General features: G+C 32.9%; 30 protein-coding genes. 17 read left to right on the top strand and 13 right to left on the bottom strand.

Annotation, left to right across the window (positions count from 1 at the left end; translation table 11 throughout):
* Positions 1-9: 9 nt before the first annotated feature.
* Positions 10-918: an SIS domain-containing protein gene (locus MY1_RS03755; protein ID WP_007550363.1), complete on the bottom strand. Its 909-nt coding sequence runs from the start codon at positions 916-918 to the stop codon at positions 10-12.
* Positions 919-996: 78 nt separating this feature from the next.
* Here MY1_RS03755 and MY1_RS03750 point away from each other — a divergent pair, with 78 nt between their 5' ends.
* The 4 genes from MY1_RS03750 (at position 997) to MY1_RS03735 (ending at position 3,987) form a co-directional block, all read left to right on the top strand.
* On the top strand, positions 997-1,824 hold the full coding sequence (locus MY1_RS03750; protein ID WP_007550362.1) for an MqnA/MqnD/SBP family protein: 828 nt from the start codon (positions 997-999) through the stop codon (positions 1,822-1,824).
* A 27-nt stretch (positions 1,825-1,851) separates the two neighbouring features.
* Positions 1,852-2,142: a hypothetical protein gene (locus MY1_RS03745; protein ID WP_007550361.1), complete on the top strand. Its 291-nt coding sequence runs from the start codon at positions 1,852-1,854 to the stop codon at positions 2,140-2,142.
* 106 nt (positions 2,143-2,248) lie between these two features.
* Positions 2,249-3,604 carry a pyridoxal phosphate-dependent aminotransferase gene (locus MY1_RS03740; protein ID WP_007550360.1) on the top strand — a complete coding sequence of 452 codons (1,356 nt, stop codon included), beginning with the start codon at positions 2,249-2,251 and terminating at the stop codon, positions 3,602-3,604.
* Positions 3,605-3,744: 140 nt separating this feature from the next.
* Entirely contained in the window at positions 3,745-3,987 is a 243-nt protein-coding gene (locus MY1_RS03735) for a DUF2061 domain-containing protein (RefSeq protein WP_007550359.1), read from the top strand.
* Positions 3,988-4,016: 29 nt separating this feature from the next.
* Here the strand turns inward: MY1_RS03735 and MY1_RS03730 are convergent, their stop codons facing one another.
* Positions 4,017-4,337, bottom strand: a complete 321-nt coding sequence (locus MY1_RS03730; protein ID WP_007550358.1) for a hypothetical protein — start codon at positions 4,335-4,337, stop codon at positions 4,017-4,019.
* A 112-nt stretch (positions 4,338-4,449) separates the two neighbouring features.
* Between MY1_RS03730 and MY1_RS03725 the strand changes: the two genes are divergently transcribed.
* The 5 genes from MY1_RS03725 (at position 4,450) to MY1_RS03710 (ending at position 7,819) form a co-directional block, all read left to right on the top strand.
* Entirely contained in the window at positions 4,450-4,725 is a 276-nt protein-coding gene (locus MY1_RS03725) for a hypothetical protein (protein ID WP_048109645.1), read from the top strand.
* A gap of 240 nt (positions 4,726-4,965) precedes the next feature.
* Complete coding sequence (locus MY1_RS09845; RefSeq protein ID WP_179364903.1) at positions 4,966-5,130, top strand: hypothetical protein; 165 nt, start codon at positions 4,966-4,968, stop codon at positions 5,128-5,130.
* Between the two features lie 174 nt (positions 5,131-5,304).
* Positions 5,305-7,119, top strand: coding sequence for a potassium transporter TrkG (locus tag MY1_RS03720; RefSeq protein ID WP_007550354.1), 1,815 nt, complete (start codon positions 5,305-5,307; stop codon positions 7,117-7,119).
* A 75-nt stretch (positions 7,120-7,194) separates the two neighbouring features.
* Positions 7,195-7,473, top strand: coding sequence for a hypothetical protein (locus MY1_RS03715; protein WP_007550353.1), 279 nt, complete (start codon positions 7,195-7,197; stop codon positions 7,471-7,473).
* Between the two features lie 40 nt (positions 7,474-7,513).
* Positions 7,514-7,819, top strand: a complete 306-nt coding sequence (locus MY1_RS03710; protein ID WP_007550351.1) for an MTH1187 family thiamine-binding protein — start codon at positions 7,514-7,516, stop codon at positions 7,817-7,819.
* A 5-nt stretch (positions 7,820-7,824) separates the two neighbouring features.
* Here MY1_RS03710 and MY1_RS03705 read toward each other — a convergent pair whose 3' ends face one another.
* Complete coding sequence (locus MY1_RS03705) at positions 7,825-8,922, bottom strand: radical SAM protein (RefSeq protein WP_007550350.1); 1,098 nt, start codon at positions 8,920-8,922, stop codon at positions 7,825-7,827.
* A 79-nt stretch (positions 8,923-9,001) separates the two neighbouring features.
* On the opposite strand from MY1_RS03705, the gene MY1_RS09840 reads away from it, so the two are divergent.
* A complete protein-coding gene (locus tag MY1_RS09840) occupies positions 9,002-9,175 on the top strand; it encodes a hypothetical protein (RefSeq protein WP_192805776.1) in 174 nt (57 codons plus the stop codon).
* On the opposite strand, the gene MY1_RS03700 is transcribed toward MY1_RS09840, so the two are convergent.
* Positions 9,162-9,659, bottom strand: coding sequence for a tetratricopeptide repeat protein (locus MY1_RS03700; RefSeq protein WP_007550349.1), 498 nt, complete (start codon positions 9,657-9,659; stop codon positions 9,162-9,164). The two genes, MY1_RS09840 and MY1_RS03700, sit on opposite strands and share 14 nt — an antisense overlap.
* A gap of 177 nt (positions 9,660-9,836) precedes the next feature.
* On the opposite strand from MY1_RS03700, the gene MY1_RS03695 reads away from it, so the two are divergent.
* Together MY1_RS03695 and MY1_RS10095 are read left to right on the top strand one after the other, a co-directional pair.
* Positions 9,837-10,019 (top strand): hypothetical protein, encoded by a 183-nt coding sequence (locus MY1_RS03695; RefSeq protein WP_007550348.1) that lies wholly within the window; start codon positions 9,837-9,839, stop codon positions 10,017-10,019.
* 96 nt (positions 10,020-10,115) lie between these two features.
* Positions 10,116-10,238: a hypothetical protein gene (locus tag MY1_RS10095; protein ID WP_007550347.1), complete on the top strand. Its 123-nt coding sequence runs from the start codon at positions 10,116-10,118 to the stop codon at positions 10,236-10,238.
* A 14-nt stretch (positions 10,239-10,252) separates the two neighbouring features.
* Here MY1_RS10095 and MY1_RS09685 read toward each other — a convergent pair whose 3' ends face one another.
* From MY1_RS09685 to MY1_RS03685, 3 genes are all read right to left on the bottom strand, one after another.
* Positions 10,253-10,411 (bottom strand): hypothetical protein, encoded by a 159-nt coding sequence (locus MY1_RS09685; protein ID WP_007550346.1) that lies wholly within the window; start codon positions 10,409-10,411, stop codon positions 10,253-10,255.
* Positions 10,412-10,507: 96 nt separating this feature from the next.
* Positions 10,508-11,425, bottom strand: coding sequence for a transcription initiation factor IIB (locus tag MY1_RS03690; protein WP_007550345.1), 918 nt, complete (start codon positions 11,423-11,425; stop codon positions 10,508-10,510).
* Between the two features lie 130 nt (positions 11,426-11,555).
* Positions 11,556-11,780, bottom strand: a complete 225-nt coding sequence (locus tag MY1_RS03685) for a tetratricopeptide repeat protein (RefSeq protein WP_007550344.1) — start codon at positions 11,778-11,780, stop codon at positions 11,556-11,558.
* A gap of 137 nt (positions 11,781-11,917) precedes the next feature.
* Here MY1_RS03685 and MY1_RS03680 point away from each other — a divergent pair, with 137 nt between their 5' ends.
* Together MY1_RS03680 and MY1_RS03675 are read left to right on the top strand one after the other, a co-directional pair.
* Positions 11,918-12,361, top strand: coding sequence for an Lrp/AsnC family transcriptional regulator (locus tag MY1_RS03680; protein WP_007550343.1), 444 nt, complete (start codon positions 11,918-11,920; stop codon positions 12,359-12,361).
* Between the two features lie 47 nt (positions 12,362-12,408).
* A complete protein-coding gene (locus MY1_RS03675) occupies positions 12,409-12,933 on the top strand; it encodes a DnaJ domain-containing protein (RefSeq protein ID WP_007550340.1) in 525 nt (174 codons plus the stop codon).
* Here the strand turns inward: MY1_RS03675 and MY1_RS03670 are convergent.
* Positions 12,930-13,301, bottom strand: coding sequence for a hypothetical protein (locus tag MY1_RS03670; RefSeq protein ID WP_081470670.1), 372 nt, complete (start codon positions 13,299-13,301; stop codon positions 12,930-12,932). The two genes, MY1_RS03675 and MY1_RS03670, sit on opposite strands and share 4 nt — an antisense overlap.
* 195 nt (positions 13,302-13,496) lie before the next feature.
* Between MY1_RS03670 and MY1_RS03665 the strand changes: the two genes are divergently transcribed.
* The 3 genes from MY1_RS03665 to MY1_RS09680 all read left to right on the top strand — a co-directional run bounded on the left by MY1_RS03665 (position 13,497) and on the right by MY1_RS09680 (position 15,667).
* Positions 13,497-14,792 carry an HD domain-containing protein gene (locus tag MY1_RS03665; protein WP_048110391.1) on the top strand — a complete coding sequence of 432 codons (1,296 nt, stop codon included), beginning with the start codon at positions 13,497-13,499 and terminating at the stop codon, positions 14,790-14,792.
* Positions 14,793-14,925: 133 nt separating this feature from the next.
* Positions 14,926-15,375 (top strand): hypothetical protein, encoded by a 450-nt coding sequence (locus MY1_RS03660; protein ID WP_048109634.1) that lies wholly within the window; start codon positions 14,926-14,928, stop codon positions 15,373-15,375.
* A 148-nt stretch (positions 15,376-15,523) separates the two neighbouring features.
* Positions 15,524-15,667 (top strand): DUF5679 domain-containing protein, encoded by a 144-nt coding sequence (locus MY1_RS09680; RefSeq protein WP_007550336.1) that lies wholly within the window; start codon positions 15,524-15,526, stop codon positions 15,665-15,667.
* 16 nt (positions 15,668-15,683) lie between these two features.
* Here the strand turns inward: MY1_RS09680 and MY1_RS03655 are convergent, their stop codons facing one another.
* From MY1_RS03655 to MY1_RS03635, 5 genes are all read right to left on the bottom strand, one after another.
* Entirely contained in the window at positions 15,684-15,935 is a 252-nt protein-coding gene (locus tag MY1_RS03655; RefSeq protein WP_048110389.1) for a hypothetical protein, read from the bottom strand.
* Between the two features lie 62 nt (positions 15,936-15,997).
* Positions 15,998-16,390: a hypothetical protein gene (locus tag MY1_RS03650; protein ID WP_007550334.1), complete on the bottom strand. Its 393-nt coding sequence runs from the start codon at positions 16,388-16,390 to the stop codon at positions 15,998-16,000.
* A 1-nt stretch (position 16,391) separates the two neighbouring features.
* The gene (locus MY1_RS03645) at positions 16,392-16,661 is read right to left on the bottom strand and encodes a hypothetical protein (protein ID WP_007550333.1); all 270 of its coding nucleotides are present in this window, start codon (positions 16,659-16,661) and stop codon (positions 16,392-16,394) included.
* A gap of 376 nt (positions 16,662-17,037) precedes the next feature.
* Complete coding sequence (locus MY1_RS03640; protein WP_007550331.1) at positions 17,038-17,406, bottom strand: hypothetical protein; 369 nt, start codon at positions 17,404-17,406, stop codon at positions 17,038-17,040.
* 109 nt (positions 17,407-17,515) lie between these two features.
* A complete protein-coding gene (locus MY1_RS03635; RefSeq protein ID WP_007550328.1) occupies positions 17,516-18,139 on the bottom strand; it encodes a superoxide dismutase in 624 nt (207 codons plus the stop codon).
* Positions 18,140-18,190: the final 51 nt, after the last annotated feature.

Here is an 18,190-nt window from a genome sequence, read left to right as displayed (position 1 = left end):
CAAAATAGATCAGTAGATCATTTGATTACTTGCGTTACGAAATTTTTTTGCTAAAATAAAATGACAATCTTTTTTTCCTTGCTTTTTAGCCTCAAAAAGAGGAAGTAATTGAGACAAATACACATAGTAAAGAAACTGAGAAATCTTGTCTTTTGATTCAAAAGGAGGATGAATTACATTTAATCCAACGCTTTTCAAATTTTTTGCAAGCTGTTTGTTGTGAGAATTTTTTTCGTCAAAGATTATCACAGTATCGCCTTTATTGATACAAAACAATTCCATATGTGAAAACTGCTCTATTCTCTGAAAATGAACATCATATCCTAAAATCTCATAAAACTTTGCAGCACAATACATTGCAATTGGATATGTGTATTCTGAACCTAAAACAAAGATTCGCTTTCCAGTTTTTGATTTTTTTGCATCAGATAATGCTTTTTTAAAAATTTGAGGATTTTTTGGAATGGATAAAGATGTAACCAGTGAAATACAAGTCAAGGCAGTTTCCAAAAAGGTAATACTTCCTGCAGTAAAGACATTAGATGTAGAAGATTTCATTATTATGGAATCATTACATGCTTTTGCCAGTCTACTTTGAGGTCTAGATGTGATAGCAATTGATTTTTTTGCAATTTTTGCAGCCTTGATGTTTGATATAGTATTTCCAGACACTGAAACAAAATAGACGGTTTTATTTTTTGCAATGGTTTTGTTTTTTAGCAAATCAAGCGGATCAAATGACCTTACTTGATAATTGGAAAATATCTCTGCCAGTATTGCAGATACAAAAGAATCACCAGTGCCAGAAAATATGACATTTTTTTGCTGTATTTTAGACAGAGGTTTTTGCGGACAAAATGTCTCTAAAAACTTGGTTTGGTTAAAAACATCTTTTTCATATGCTTCTACTGTTTTCACAAAAATTGTAAAACAATTGCCACATATTAGAAAAACGATCTAGTTTTGATTTTTATAACGACTGTTAAGGAATAAAACGTGGAAATTTCTGTAGGACACACTCCAGATTCAGATGACGCATTCATGTTTTATGGAATGTTTACAGGCAAAGTTGTATCACCAGATTTTACAGTAAAGCATGTCATTGAAGATATTGAAAAGCTAAACAGAAAAGCCACCAACCCAGAGCTTGATGTTACTGCAGTATCAGTTCATGCATGTGCTTACATTCCAGGATATACTATTTTGAGAAGCGGCGGGAGTTTTGGAATAAGGTATGGTCCGATAGTTACTGCAAAAAAGCAGATGACATTAGACGAAATTAAAAAATGCAAAATTGCAATACCGGGAAAAATGACATCAGCATTCTTGTTGCTTCAGCTGATGATAGGCAAGTTTGATTATGTTGAAATGAACTTTAGCGATATTCCAGAGGCAGTAAGAGATGGAAAAGTAGATGCGGGATTAGTAATTCATGAGACCCAATTATCATACCAACAAGAAGGAAATATCAAAATCGTAGACGTTGGAGAGTGGTGGGATAAAGAAACCGGTGGATTACCAGTTCCATTAGGAATCAACGTTATGAAGACAAGTTTGGGAATGGACACCATTCATAAATTTGACAGATATCTGCAAGAATCGATTCAATATGGACTAGATAATCTTGATGCGGCATTAGATTATGCAATGCAATATAGCAGAGGAAAACCAAGAGAGTTAATTGAGAAATTTGTAAAAATGTACGTAAACAATGTCACCGTAAATATGGGAGACAAAGGAGAAGAGTCAATTAGAAGACTCTTTGAGATGGCAAAACAAAAAAACTTGATTCCGGAATTTGGACTCAGTATAGCCATCAAGTAATTATATTACAAAAAATTTCATAATACAATGGGAGATGGAATAGGCGGACCTGTGATTGGATGTCTGTCAAATAATACATTTGAGATGCTTGTAACACATTTTCGTAAAGACAACAAAGACGAATATGCAAAGACTGAAAGAATAATCATTGCAAAGATTGACAATCCAGATGAGCCAGAATACAAAGAAACAACAAAGACAGATTTGGAAATGGCATTAACAGGAAAATTTGTCTCATGCAATGTACAATACAGAGATTCAAAGACAGATGCGCTTGTGTGCAATGTGTTTGTTCAAAAACCTCCAGAGGGATTTTAGAATTTAATTATTTGTAAAATAAATTCTAAAAAATATTTTAGCAAATTATCTCAAATTCAATGAAAATGCCAATGACACTAATATTTGAGTAAAAAATACAGTAATCATGAGATTTGTTGTAGACCAGCAAGTTGAAGACATTGAATTACCTGAAAATCTAAAATTAAACACATTTTTGCAGGAATTTCACTCAGACTGTCCTCATTCAGAATGCAGTTTTGGATTTTATGGATTTGCGTTTGGCCAGTCCCCATTTCCTGTACCAAAAATCATGCAAGATGCGCTGATAAAAAATGCAGATAAAGGAACATACGCTGCAGTTCAAGGAATTCCAGAATTAAGAGAAGCAATTGCAAAATACAACAAGCATTATTTTTCAATGGATATTGATCCAAAGAGAATCTATGTAGGACCAGGAACAAAAGAACTGATATTCAATTTACTTGAAATTTTACACGGAACTGTAATTTTACCAACGCCTGCTTGGCTTGGATATTTACCTCAAATTAGATTGTTAAAGAAAAATTTTCACATGCTGCCAACGCAAGCAAATCAAAAAATTTCACCAAGTGATCTTAGAAAACTTGCACTAAGACTGCATGACAGACAAAAGGTTCTGATACTAAACAATCCAAACAATCCAACAGGGTTACTTTACAACAGATTAGAGCTAGAAGAGATTGCAGATGTATGCAGAGAGCAATCAATAGCAGTTATCTCTGATGAAATTTATGCACAGACAACTTATGACTTTACCAAATTTGTCAGCATGGGAAAAATTTATCCTGAGGGTACATTTGTTACAAACGGATTATCAAAATCACATGCAGCCGGAGGATACAGATTGGGTTATGTGATATTTCCACAACACGCTTTAGATCTTAAAATACAATTTAAAAAAATACTTGCTACAGAGTATACTGCAGTATCAACTCCAATTCAATATGCAGCAGTTAAAGGGTTTGAAATTAGCGATGAGATAAACGAGTATTTTGAAATTACAAGAAACATTCACAAAATTATGGGAGAGTATGTTTACAATGAATTATCAAAGATTGAAGGAGTAAAGGTTACAAAACCTGAAGCGACGTTTTATCTTTTGGCAGATTTTAATCACTATGCACCAGAATTACAAGCAATGAAGATCAACACATCACAAAAACTATCAGAAGCATTGATTGTTCATCCATATCACACAGCAATTGTTGGCGGAGATAGCCTCGTATTGGAAAGAACGGACTATAGCGCAAGGATAGCATATGTGGACTATGACGGTGCAAAAGTTTATGAAAATTATAAAAAACAGAAACCAAAAACTAGTGCTGAAAGATTAGAGTTTGCAAAAACAAACGCCCCAAGAATTGTAGCAGGATTAGAAATGATTGAAAAATTCTTTGAAAAACTCAAAGAAGAGGTAGCCAATCTTAGTTCAAAAAGAGACAGCCTCAGTGTTTCAAATTAGAACTGTTCAGGTTTTTTAAAATTCATTAAAAATACATTACAAAAACATACTTTTGAATCGCTTTAATTCAATCTTAAAAGGATGTCGTATGCATTAGAATACAACACCAACCTGATTATCATATCAATCAAATAGAATACATGGATAGTAAAAAAAGAACTCTGGCCAAGACAGCACTATACAGAGGGTCAATTACAGTTCTGTTGTTTACTTTACTATGGTTTTCAACTAACAACATCTATGAAACCTCATTCATAACAATAATTTTCAACGTCTTAGCAACTATAATCTATTATTTCCATGAAAGATTATGGGGCAAAATAAAATGGGGAAATTCAGAAGCGCCAAAACTAGTTAGCAATCAAAACGCAAGCTGTCAATAAAGAATATCATCTACAAGTAATAAAATTATTTAGAATTCCTTTACTTTCTTTTTCTTTATTTTTTTAAGATTGTTTTCATCTTCATATTCTATTTTTTCACCGCAAAATGGACAAAAATCAATTGGTTGTACTGAATGTCCTTCATATGTAATTTTATTCACTATTGCAAATTTCCCTTGTTCATAATTCCAAACAGTAAATTTTTTGCATAGAGTTTTGAATTGCTCGCAACAAAATTCCGTATCTCGATTTAATGTAAAATTAGAATAGGTGTTATTTTCAGATTCGGGATCCTCATGAGTCTCTTTTTTGTAAATGGCACGCATAGAAAAGTCATTTAAATAACGCATTGACGCCTGATAAACCCTTTCTCAATTATGAATAGCAGATATCAAGAATACCACTTGCAAGTCAAGTCAATCAACACATAATTTAAAAAATCAGTGACTTTGATCTAGTATCATGAGCGTAGAGCGCATAGTCTTTGAGTATGTGAAGTATATTGACAAGGAACCAGGCAAGTGTCCTGCTTGTGGCTTTAAAATAATTATTGAGTGCTGTAGTTTCATTAAAGGCCGTGGATGGTTTTGTCCAAGTTGTAAAACATTGTCAGTTTACGACAAGGACATTCAAAAAATGATAGGAGAGAACGTCTCAGTCTTACCGGTAATTCCAAAACCCCCATATTCATTTGGAGAGACACTGAAACCATCATCAAAAGTACGATTAATAGAATAACAGAATCTTCAGCATAGAGCCATCTATCGATAAGGTTGTTTTTGAACCAAGGTTTAATTTTAGTTAAATTGAAGAAGGAAAAATGGGAATTGTATCAGTAAAAAAAGGATGGACCAAAAACAGTAAACTTGCATTAATTGGCCTCATAGGAAGCATCATAGTAATTATCATTACACTGACATTTTGATAAACTGATTTTCTAATTGAACAAGCATAAATTTAACGCAGATAACTAACAGCATGCATTGCGACGATAAAAGAATGATTGTCGTTCTAAAAGAGAGTATTCTAAATTGTTTTAATGACCTAAAAGAAAAAGACTTTGACGACGAATTAGCTCTGAAAAATCTTAACGAGTCAATAACAGAATACAAAGAGTACAAACTTTCGCTAAAAGAAAAATAGCAAAAAACATTACAGATTAGACAAATGGATGGGTTTATGCGTAAAACTGCCCAAGATGTATTTTTGATTTAGATCAGTAAATTAGAAGAGAGCCGATCTGAATTTGCACATCGTTTCAAAGATCTAGAATTACTGACCCCAAATTATTTAATGTCAAATAATACAGAATGCTTGATGTCAACAAATCCAGAACGATCAATATCGTACGTTCTAACAAAATACGTTACCGCTTACATGAACAAGGATGTGTTGATGTTAAATCAAAATACTCACACCAGAGAAGCTGCAAGATTACTCCAACATCATGAAAGAGATGACATCATCGTAATTGATGACGACAACAAACCAATTGGAATCGTAACTGATGAGGACATAATTAACAAAGTAGGCGATACTTCGGTAAATGCGGAATTTACATTTTTAAAAGAAATAATGGCCACACCCCTAATCACAATTAATGAAAAATCAACTCTTCAAGATGCACTACACAAAATGCGAGATCATGACATTAGAAAACTTCCAATCGTAACAAAGAAAAACGAAGTTATCGGGATTATCTACCAAGGAACCATTGCAAATGTAATTAGAGATGCCACTGCTACTGCGCCTAGGCTTTTCAGTCCTCCAGTAAAGGCAATTTTAGGAAATCTTGGATTTGTGTTACAGTTTGCAGGCGTTTTGCTTATCGTACCTGCAATATTATCAACCATACTAGGGGAAACTGTAACTGCCACAGGAATTTATCTCACAACGGTTCTGTTGTTGGTGGTAGGGTTCTTTCTGAACTCTTATGGTGAAAAGGCAAGTCTTAATCTTCACCAAGCATCCATTCTTGTAGTCTCAAGTCTTTTAGTACTGACATTGTTTGGAACTATACCATATCTGTACATTATTCCGCATGAAGGATCAAGTTATGAGGTATTTGCTAGCGCATTTTTTTCAAGTGCAGCAGGATTTACCACTGGAGGCATATCACTATTTGATTATCCAGAAGACCTTCCTCAAAGTTTTACATTTTATCGAAGTTTCACACAGCTTGTAGGAGGAATGAGTTTCATCTACTTGATAATTACGGCATTTTATCCAGAATCAAAGCTACAATCCATGCGAGGTTTTATTTCCGGAAAGACACTTCATATGAGAGAGCTATTTGCAACCATAACTATAATTTTTATTCTGTACATTTTCATTGTTGCGATTTTACTATACTTGTTTGGCGAAAGAAACATTATAGACAATTTTTCATTAGCTATGAGTACAATAGCAACAGGAGGATTCGTTCCAAATTCAACAATTCTGGATAATCTGATATGGCAAGAAAAATTAACTTTGATTGGAGGCATGATACTAGGTGCGCTTCCATTTACTTTTCACTATGCATTGGTAAAAAAGAAATTCTTGGCACCAAAACTTGGAAAGGAAGTTTTAGTATATTTTACAATTTTAAGTAGTGCCATACTTTTGTTTATAGGACTTAGTGGGTTGGACCCGCTGACAGGGATATTTTATACAGTATCAGCTAGCACCACTGCAGGATTTCAGATGGATGATTTATCCACATTTAATGTGCCAGCACATGTAATTTTGATCATCTTGATGTTAATTGGAGGTTGTGGGTTTTCAACTGCGGGCGGAATCAAGATATTCAGATTCATGCATCTAAAAGACATTAAAAAATTAATAAATAAAAAATTACGTTCTGAGTTAACTCCACAAGCAAAAAAAGAGCTAACTTCAACAATAATCATAATTGCATTATTTCCATTAATTGCATCAATGAGTGCAATATACATGACAACTGCATATGAAGCGAATTTTCAAGATGCATTTTTAGAATCTACAGGAATAATTACAACTGGAGGACTATCAACTGGGATAATTGACATCGATACTGATCCTAATGCCAAAATACTTTTCTCATTTCTAATGATTTTTGGAAGAATGGAGATTATTGCCATCATCTACATATTTGTCCCAAAATTAATTTAATTAAAAAACTAGATGGCAAAATCACAAATTATCCAATTACCTAATATATGATAAAAATTAACTTTTATTGAAAAGATGTTAATAGACAAAAAAATATTCACAGCAGGAATTGCAATGGTAGTAGTTGGCGTCATCATTGTAGTAAACCTCAACGCAACAATGCCTGTAGGACAAACAGGGATGAGTGAAGAAGAGATTGTGGATTTGCTGACAAAACAGCAAGAAAATCAAGACATGACCACACTTGCAGGAATTTTAATTGGTGTCGGTTTTTTGCTGATTTTAATTAGTTTTGGAGCAAGAAGAAAAAACAAAGGAAATATCAAAAAGGAAGAAAAAAAGCCAGCATCATAAACTTCAAACATTTTAATTCCAAAAGTATCATTACAAGACATTGATTCATGCAGAGATTAGCGTTTATCCAATTGGAACAAGTGAAACCAGTGTGAGTTTCTACATCGCTAAAGGAATAGAAGCAATCCAAAACATAAAGGAAATAAAATATGAAATTAATCCTATGGGAACTGTTTTAGAATCAGAAAGTATCGATAAGATTTACGAAGCAAGTAAAACAATCATGGAAGTGGTCCACAATCTAGGGGTAAATAGAGTAGAGATTATTTTAAAGATCGATTCAAGAAAAGACAAACAAGTAAAAATGGAAGATAAGGTTGAATCGATAAAAAAACACTTTAGATAATGAAATTAGAATTTTCTTATAACATTAAAAAAGCTGTCACGTTGTGCAGGATTTCGTCCAATCTCTTTTACAGTCGTAGCTAACTCTTCAACAGATGATGTTGTAGGTTTTCCAGCTGCACGATAGATCTCCTCAGAGAATGCAGTTCCTACCAAGTCATTTCCACCATTAGACAGTGCAACTTGTGCAAGTTTCTTGCCATATGCTACCCAATATACCGAGATGTTGTTCAAAACATTTGCAAGCATCAATCTAGACAATGCAATAATTCTCAAATCATACACAGAAGAGCATTCATGATTAACAAGATGCTGCTGTTCAAGTTCAGTATTATCCAAACTGAATTTTAGTGGAATCAGGGTGATGAATCCATTTGTCTTTTTTTGTAATTCACGAATTTTTATCAGGTGATCAATGATATGGGATGGCTTTTCTATATGACCATAAAGCATAGTTACATTACTTTTGATTCCAAGATTGTGGGCCTGTTCTATAGTATCTAAAAATTCCTGGCCAGTACATTTACCTCGAACAATCTTTCCCCTGATTTCAGGATGGAATAACTCGGCACCTCCTCCGGGCATGGAATCAAGACCTGCAGATTTAAGACGGGAAAGTACTTCCTTTACAGAATTTTTTGTAAGTTTAGACAAAAAGAAAATTTCAGCAGCAGTAAGTGCTTTGATGTTTAATTGAGGATGGTTTTTCTTGATAACTCTCATCATGTCTTCATAATACTCTAAAGGAAGTGTCGGATGAAATCCACCTACGATGTGAACTTCGGTTGCACCCATTGATTTGGCAATTCCAACACGTTGTTCTATTTGCTCTGGGGTTAGGGTGTATGCGTCTTCTGCTCCATCTTTTCTATAAAATGCACACATTTGACAGCTAGCTGCGCAAACATTTGTGTAATTCATGTAATATGATGCCGCAAATGTCACGGTATCGCCAACTAATTTTTTTCTTGTAATATCTGCAACTGCACCTAATACATGTAAATTATCATAATTCATCAATTCAATACCATCATCATATGTCAGCTCTTCGCCAGAAATTGCTTTATCCAGTGCCTTTGATTCAGATATGAGTTGGTCTAACACATAGCAAGTCAGTTGTTAAAGGATATATTCCTTAACTATAGGTCTCAAGAAATAAGTAGGCAAACAAACCATACACTTTATGGTACTTCCGTTAATTGATGAACACAAGCCAAAATGTTACTTGTGCCACATGGGATTTGAAAACATTGAGAAGCTTAGAGAACATCAAAATACAGAACACAGAGAATTTTTTGAATCGCATGAAAATAACAATAAACGAGAGCCTGCACCTGGCGATGTTACCGTGTTTTAGCTTTTTGTTGTTTGATTGATTTGAGTAATTCTTGCACCATTTCTTTGCTAATATTTGCAAGATCATAATCATGATCAATTGAAAGTGCTTTCTTGAAATGCTTTAGTGCGTCAGGAAGATTTCCCAATTCTCCCAATGACAGTCCTTTGTATGCTAAAGCCATAGCACATTTTTTATCAATTTTAAGAGCAGAATCATAACAGCTAATCGCATCAAAATAATTTTCAATTGTATGTAATGATGCTCCCTTGTTTACCAAGGCGTTGATGTTTTTTGGGTCAATTGATAATGCCTTGTCATAATATTTTATGGCCTGTTTTATTCTACCCAAATTTTGCAGTGTCACACCTTTGTCAATTATGACGTTGATGTTTTTTGGATCTTGTTTTAATGCTAAATCATATAATTTTAGAGCTTCAGAAAAATTGCCATCCTCACAATACTCATAAGCTTGAGACATCATTTTATCCAATTCTTTACTCATGACATCTTTGATAACACTTTATCAATAATATAGATTGAGTCCGAGCTAGCTAAGATTCCACATTAATTGTTCAAAAAAGAATTAAAACCATTTCAAAATTAGTATTTAATACAATTAGTTAAATCCAAATTTAATCAAAGGTTTTAATCAAAAAAATTTTAAAACATTTGAAGTTACATGAAATCTCTTCAAACAGAAAAACCAACAATTTCCTTAGGAATTATTGTAGTAGCGGTTCCTGCAAGGATGCTGCCGATAATTGTAAAACTTGCAAATTTGAAAGTTTCCCCAACAGACAAAATGCCAGCACCAGGAAACAATGCCCAAAAAATGACTTCGCATGTAACAAAATCAGTATGATCAGAAATTTCCCCTTTTGATCATACTGATTATTTTTTTAATTTCTTACTATCGGATTGCCAAATCTTTAATTGAATATGATTAAAAAGAAAATTAATGGATCTTAACGAAATACTCACAAAAGAGAGAGATGTTCTAAGAGATGAAAACATAGAATTAAGAAATAAAATAAAAGAGCTAGAATTAAAAATACAAGAACTGCAGAAAAATAGCAAATAAACTCAAAGTATCGTTTACCACAAATAATCAATTGTGTGCAGTGAGTGTCTCTTTTCTTTGTATTCTAATACCGATTGATGCATATCGTCTAGAATCTCCTCGTCCAAATCATCTAACTTGTTAATTTTGAGTCCGAACTCACTTGCATTTTGAATGATTTCTGGAATCTTCAATTAGAAAAAATGCCAAAAATTATAGATTTAAAGTTGTTTATTAGATACGATCATCAGATTTGCAAAATTGATTAGAAGATTGTTTGAAGAATTATTTTATAGTTCCATATTTTGATCTAATTTTAGACCTTTGTATCTATTTCTTATAGTAACTTCAGTCACACTAGCAGCTTCTGCGATATCACGTTGAGTGATGTCTTCACCGTTTTTGACACATGCCAAATACAGGGCAGCTGCAGCAAGTCCCATCGGATCTTTTCCTGCAGATTCCTCATGTTCTTGAGATATTTTTAGAACTTTAGCAGCATAACGTTTTGTTTTTTCAGTAATTCCAATTCTACTTGCAATTCTTGCAACACATTGGATTGGATCAACTACGGGCATCTTTAGATCTAGTTCTCGATGCAATAATCGATAACATCGTGCAATATCTTTTTTCTTCAGATTTGCAGCTTCACCAACATCATTTAATGTTCGTGGTGTTTCGGTGTCTCTACATGCAGCATAAAGTGCAGATGCAATCATTGCAGATATTGATCTTCCACGTACTAGTTTTTTCTCAATTGCTTTTCGGTAAATGTAAGCTGCCTTTTCAATTACAGCATCAGAGAGTGCAAGTTTATCTTTTAATCTGTTTAGTTCGCTTAATGCTTGTCTAAGATTTCTGTCAACTGACTCGTGAACTTGACTTCTACTATCCCATGTTCTTAATCGCTCAATGGTACTTTTCATTGATGCCGTTAGAGGTTTGCCAGACGCATCTTTATTCATAGGATTAATGATTGTGGATAATCCCATATCGTGCATAGTAAGAGAAGTCGGAGCACCGGCTCGAGCTTTGTTTCCATGTTCATCTTGCGTAAATGATCTCCATTCAGGTCCTGATTCTTGAGATTTTTCAGAAATAACATAGCCACATTTTCCGCAAAATCTTTCACCAGTTACATCATCAGTAAGTAATGCGTTTTTTGCGCATCGGGGACAATTATCAGCATTAACAGACTGTAAAACCATGATAGTATTCCTTATTGCTTCGATATAATAACTAGTAGGAAATAGGGAATTATTTATTTTTGCTTATTCGTAAGCCCGGTTCAGAAGATCGCATTATTTTAAAAACAATAAAAACCAAATAGAAACTAAATCATGATGCGTGCTTATCTCTAGGATCAAGTTTCAGGGATTTGTTAAAGCATTCCAGTGCTTCTTCGTAACGACCTAAACTGCGTAAGGCTACAGCCTTAAAATTCCACAAGTCAGGGTCATCTTGATTCAAAAGTAATGCTTGCTCAAAATAACCCAAAGACTCTTCAAAATTTCCAGAGTTTAAAGAGGCCTGACCTTTTAAAACAAGTTCCTTGATTTCCACTGTATCAGAAATACAATCTCTTTGCTTTAAGTTTGAACTGGAAAATTACCTCAAAACGTATCAAAAATTAAGAAAATTAAACATGTATTAAATAAATTAGCTAAAATTTAAATATATTTTTAAAATATAGAAGATACTTGAATTTAGATAAAAACGATGAAAGAATTCTTAAAAATTTATTGGTTGACGCAAGATTATCTGCAAGACAACTTGGGTTAAAACTTGGAATGTCCACGGTCACAATATTATCTAGAATTAAAAAACTTGAAAAAGAAAAAGTGATCAAAGGATATACAGCATTAATAGACCATGAAAAATTAGGCTATACATTAACTGCAATAATTGAGATTATTGCAAAAAAAGACAAAATCATAGACATTGAAACGGAGCTAGCAAAGATAGAAAATGTCTGTGGAGTGTATGACATTACAGGGAATACAGATACCCTAGTTATTGCAAAATTCAAATCGCGTAACGAGTTAAGCGAGTTTGTAAAAGGAATAGCATCAATCCAAAATATAGAAAATACCATAACTCACGTAGTTCTAAATACTGCAAAAGAAGACTTTAGACTAGCATAAAAATGAAAAAAGTCAGCATCATAATATCAAGTATAATTCTCATATGTATGATTCAAAATGTATCTGCACAGATAGACGATACAGAGAAAAAATTGCAAATGGAATTAGATGTTACAGATGAGCAGAAAATTATTTTATTTTCAGGTTTTGCAATAGCAGTAATTGGGCTTTTCATATATCTTGCAAGAGACATAATCTTAAGAAAGAAGACCACATATGACGACAAAGAATTTGATTCAAAGAATGATAAAACATACGAGAAATATCATTCTGATTGGTCTGACGATTATGAAGAGATAGGAACCAGAAAAAACTCAAAGGAGGACAAAGAATTCAGAAGATTATTACAGGACCCATCATTGCCGGATTATTATAAAATATTAGATGTTTCACATAATGCAACACTTGAAGAGATAAAAAAACAATACAGGATAATGGCAAAAAAGATACATCCAGACAAAAACAAAGAAGAAAAATCAGATGAAGCAATGGTTCAAATCAATAAAGCATATGAGATATTATCAAACGAAGAATTACGAAAAAAATACGATATACATCTAAACAAAGATTAAGAAGATTCCAGTTTTACCAAAATCATATTTAATTCAATTTTAGACGAGCTTTGAACACTATTTGTCAAATTTGTAAATAATGACAATGATAATTTTTTGCCATCATAAATGATTTGGGTAGTAATTTTAATTTCACGAAATTCTGTATTTGGGCCTAGCATGGTTTTTGACAATAATGGAATTATTGTTAAATCATTTATTGTTCCTTTGATTTTATATGCAAATGTATCTGAAAAATAGACTCCACCTCTAGTTGTAGGAGCATTAACAGGAGTAGGAGAATTCACAATAGATACGTCAGTCAAAGCATATGTCATATTATCAATATGCAAGGCATAGTCAAGTGATTGCTTTTCATTAATACTCATAAGAGATTCAAGCAAATCCAAGTTAACAGACAACAAAATCAAAAAAATTGATAATTCTATTGAGTCTTTCGCAAAAATAATGATTTTTCAAAAATCGTCATAAAGATAAAAGAAATTTTCAATAAGATTAGAGTATTCTTTAAAAACAACAATTAGAATCAGTATCTATTGCAAGAGCTTGTAAACTCACACACCATGCGTAATGAGATTTTGAGCCTGATTGTAGAAAGCGGCATGGACCAAGATTGCTTTACTGAGATGCTAGACTATACCATCGAGTTATTTGAGACGCAAGGATTAGGAAGTGATTATTACGGCTATCACAACATCAATCATGAATTAGAAGTAACTCATGTTGCCCTTTTATCTGCAAATCTAAACAACACTTCAAAAAGATTCGCCAAGGATGATTTGAAGTATCTTTATGCTGCAGCTTTATTTCATGACTTTGATCCTCAAAAAAGCGTAGACAAACCACATGAAGAAAATGTTTTGAGATTTATTTCATCAGATAAAAAATTAAGAAAATTATTAGATGATGCAAAATTAGACATTGAAATAATCAAAGTGTTAATTCTTAGAACAACATATCCATGGAGTGGAACACTTAGGGAAAATGCAGAAAAACAGATCAAAGAATGTTTTAAAAATTCACCATTAACAAGAGACAATCAATCAAAACAAGAGCATTTTATGAATCTAGGATGGTATCTTTCAGTAGTAGACAGAATTAGTGGTTATGCATTAGGAAATTTTTCAAAAGCTATGGAGATGGCAAAAATGAATGCACATGCTTTAGCATGGAGACCATCACTCATTGTAAGAAGCTCCGTAGCGTATTTTGAAGAATTATTAAATAAAGAAACTGAGATGTGTAGATTCATTTTAGAGTCATTGCCAACGAACATGAGAAAGAATTTTTTTGATACAGTATTAGCATTTATGAATATTAGGCAACAAGAGATCTCAATACAAGCAAACTATACTTATGATAATCTAAAATTAGTTCCAACGATTGAAAAGATCGATACTAGAAAAGATCCAGAGTTTATGAAGACTTTATTTTCAATATTTTTAGAACTGCCAAAACCATTACAATTTGCAAGAGACAATTTTGAAGAATCAGTAAAAGATCAGAACATAATTCTCAACACTTTAAGATTAAATGATTGTCATGGAGAAATAGTAGGATTTGCAAAGGGAGGACCTTTGGAAAATTATAGATTAAGACCAGAGATAAGAGATGAAAATTACGGATTAAACAATACAATATTCTTGGAGCCTCTGGCATTAAAAATGGGATATTGGGGACTAAAAGGAGGAAGTGAAATGCGCCACATGTTTATCATGCAGGCTCATGCTAAAAAATACAAGTATCTTACCAGTTTTGCCTTAAGAGACGTAATAACATCAAGGGTTGATAAAGAGAATGCTGAGTTTGTCACAAGATTTGATCCAGAAAGATGGGATTACTATAGGATCAAGATTTAATTGCTAGTCATAGAAATAAAGCCACTACTCAAAATACCAGATAATAAAAAACACATAACATAACTAAAAGTAAACCAAACAAATCAAGAATAGTGTAGAAATGCTTTATTAACAAAATAATTGCCAGAAAATTATGATAAAGCAGTTAGGAGTCACTTTTTCAATTTTGTTAATGTTTACTATTTTCATCAATCCCGCATTTGCAATAGAACCATTAGACAGAGTAGATATCACAAACCCCAGACTTGTAAATTCATTTGGATCTCAAATATCAAATCAGATCAATGTAAATCAGCAAATTCAGATCACAGCTGATGTTAAAAATAATCAAGATAAAACTCAAACATTTGTGTATATTGTTCAAGTTAAAAATCAAAACGGGGTAATCATAACAATAGGATGGATTAGTGGTTTACTTAATCCAGGACAAACTTTCAGTCCAGCACTTTCATGGGCACCAAAAATATCAGGTGAATATACTGCAGAAATTTATGTATGGGATGTGTCAGAAGAAGGAAGTACTAAATCATGGCAAAGATTAGATGCATTAGCTGAACAAGTATCTTTGAAAATCACAAGTTAATCATAATTACATATACGTAAATTACAAACTCTTAGCATTAACTAATGTAAAAAACAGTGTTTGTGAATAAATTAAGATCACAGGTTTGCCTCATAGTAAAAAAAAATTAACAAGATCTCGCTAATAGAACCACGTGCCTATTAACGATATGACAATAGGATATTGCGTAAAGTGCCGAGATAAAAGAGACATCGAAGGCGCAAAACCATACACCATGAAAAATGGCAAACCAGCTCTAAAAGGCACCTGCCCAAAATGCAGCACAGCCATTTTTAGAATCGGTAGAGGCTAGAAACTAACAAGTTAAACTAGTAATGCCATTCCGGAGTTAGTCCATTCCACAGCGAACGCAGTGGAGATGGATCTTTTTCTATTTCTTGAATTATTCTGTTTTTTACCACAAAGAAAAAATTTTCAAGAGCATCAATTCCACCATCAGAAAATAATTCTCCACCAATCTCTGTAATTCTTTTTTTCTTTTCTTCTAATTCAGAAGATTCAGGATTCTGCAAACAGAAAGTCAGCAAATCCAATAATTCTTCTTCAAGCATGAAGTCCATTGATGTGGTTTCATTTACAGCTAGCAAAAAGCTTTGCTGAAAATAATCAACAGTACAAATTTTTAGGCTTTGGTAGGATCTCTACTCAGAATATTCAAAACATGTTCAATGATTTGTTTTTGTCCTCCTTCATGAAGATCCATTCGGGTAGTATCCGAACCCATACTTACAAAGATCAGATGATCATTTCCCAATGGGAACGTGATCCTAGTAATTTTTTCAAATGCTGCAACCGCATAAAGTCCTCTTCCAATTTTTGGACTAAGTTGTTTTCTTGCTTTCCATGCACTTGCCGCTCTTTTCAAAGATGCAGCTGTCTCATCTTCGGATAAATAATTCACCACTCCTGGACGATGATTTACTGAAATTATGTTTCCTTCTATATCGGTAATTACGCTATGTCGAATATTAACATCAGAATCCATAATTATTTGTAAAAGTTTTGCAGCATCCATGTTATCCTCCGAGTGATAATTTATGTGGAATTGATAATTTTTGCAAATATTCATAATGAGTTCTCAAAAAATCCATGATTTTACGATCTTCATTTTTGTCAATAGGAGCTCCATTTGCAAGTATGCTAAGATATTTTAGATCAGAATCTAAACTATGTAATGACTTTTTAATTCCACCCACATAACCGGTTCGGATGCAATCTAAGAGTTTATCTTCAGTTTGGAGAATTTGTTTTTCTAAATTTACAATATCTTCATGAACACTTCTCAATGATTTTCATATAGAATATTACAAAATAATCTTATTCAGACAATTTCTTAAAATTCATTAAAAAATTCCAATATTTTTAAACAAAAGAAAAAGATGTACAACCATTCAAACATTCCAAACCCAGAAAAAATTATTTCTCATAAAAATACAATAATTAAGAATTTGTCAAGCGTATAAAACATATAAAAATAAAGTTAAAAATGAAAGACAGCATAAACTTGCTCATTGAAATTCTCGCAAGTCGCCAAGTCGTCTTTCATCACAATGAATTAACAGAATCCAAACTTAAGAGTAACTGTTGATAGACAAAATTCTAGAAATTTAATCACAGGATTTAGCAATAAGATAAAAATGAAAATCGGAGATTAGTAAAAAATTACTTTAAGCGTCTATAAATCTCCAGAAATTCGTCAGCTAGCGTATAAGATATGTTCAAGAGATGAGCCAATTGATTCATCGTTGTTTTATCTCGAGATAGCTGTCTTAGAATTGTTAGTGCTTTTTGAGGTGAGCTTACTGAAAGAGGCATTTGTCCAGACCAGGTCTTAAACGCATCATTTACATCCAAACAGAAATTCAAGACAAATTGTTCAGAATACGGCATATGCTCAGAAGATTTTGCAGTCTTTAAGAGGACACCAGATAGTTCACGAAATTCATTTCTTCTATCAATCAACAACATATCCAATGCTTGTTTTATTTTAGCTTCATCCAAGCCAGATTTTTTTACAATGTAAGTACTCATATTGCAATATACGGATAAAGAGAGATAAGTGGTTCTACAATAACATTAAACGTTTATTGAATTTTTGAAAACAGAATAAACAAACGTTAAGAAATTTCAAGAGTGCCGCTTAATCAGCTATCTCGGCAAATCGATTTTCAACATAATCCCAATTCACTATATTCCACCAATTTGAAATATAGTCAGGTTTTCGATTATTATATTTTAGATAGTAAGAGTGCTCCCACATATCCAAACCTAAAAGAGGGATTTTCCTTATTGACCAAGGACTGTCTTGATTGGCAGTAGTGACTATCTCTATTTTATTAAAAGTTTGATTAAATACAAGCCAACACCATCCACTGCCCTCAATAGACAGTGCTTTGTTTGAGAATACTTTTTTAAAATTTTCAAAGTTATCAAAGTACACATCAATTGAATCACCTAACTTACCGCCAGGATCACCATCATTTTTTGGAGTCATTGTTTCCCAAAATAATTTATGATTTTCAAAACCACCGCCAAAAAAAGATACGTCATTTCGGACAGATTCAGGAATGGTATGTAGATCAGAGAGAATAGATGTAATGTATTGAGGATGAAACTCTCCTGAAATTTTTGCTAATGTTTTGTTTAATCCATCAACATATGCCTGATGATGTTTTTGATGGTGTGTTTCCATGGTTTGAGTATCAATGAATGGTTCAAGTTCATCATATCCATAAGGCAATCTAGGCAATTCATATTTGACCATACTCTAATGAGATAATGTCCACATATATTTTTCAAGGAGAACAAATAATCC

The sequence above is a fragment of the Nitrosarchaeum koreense MY1 genome (assembly GCF_000220175.1).
Lineage (GTDB): Archaea > Thermoproteota > Nitrososphaeria > Nitrososphaerales > Nitrosopumilaceae > Nitrosarchaeum > Nitrosarchaeum koreense.
This window is presented reverse-complemented; position numbering and strand designations above follow the sequence as displayed.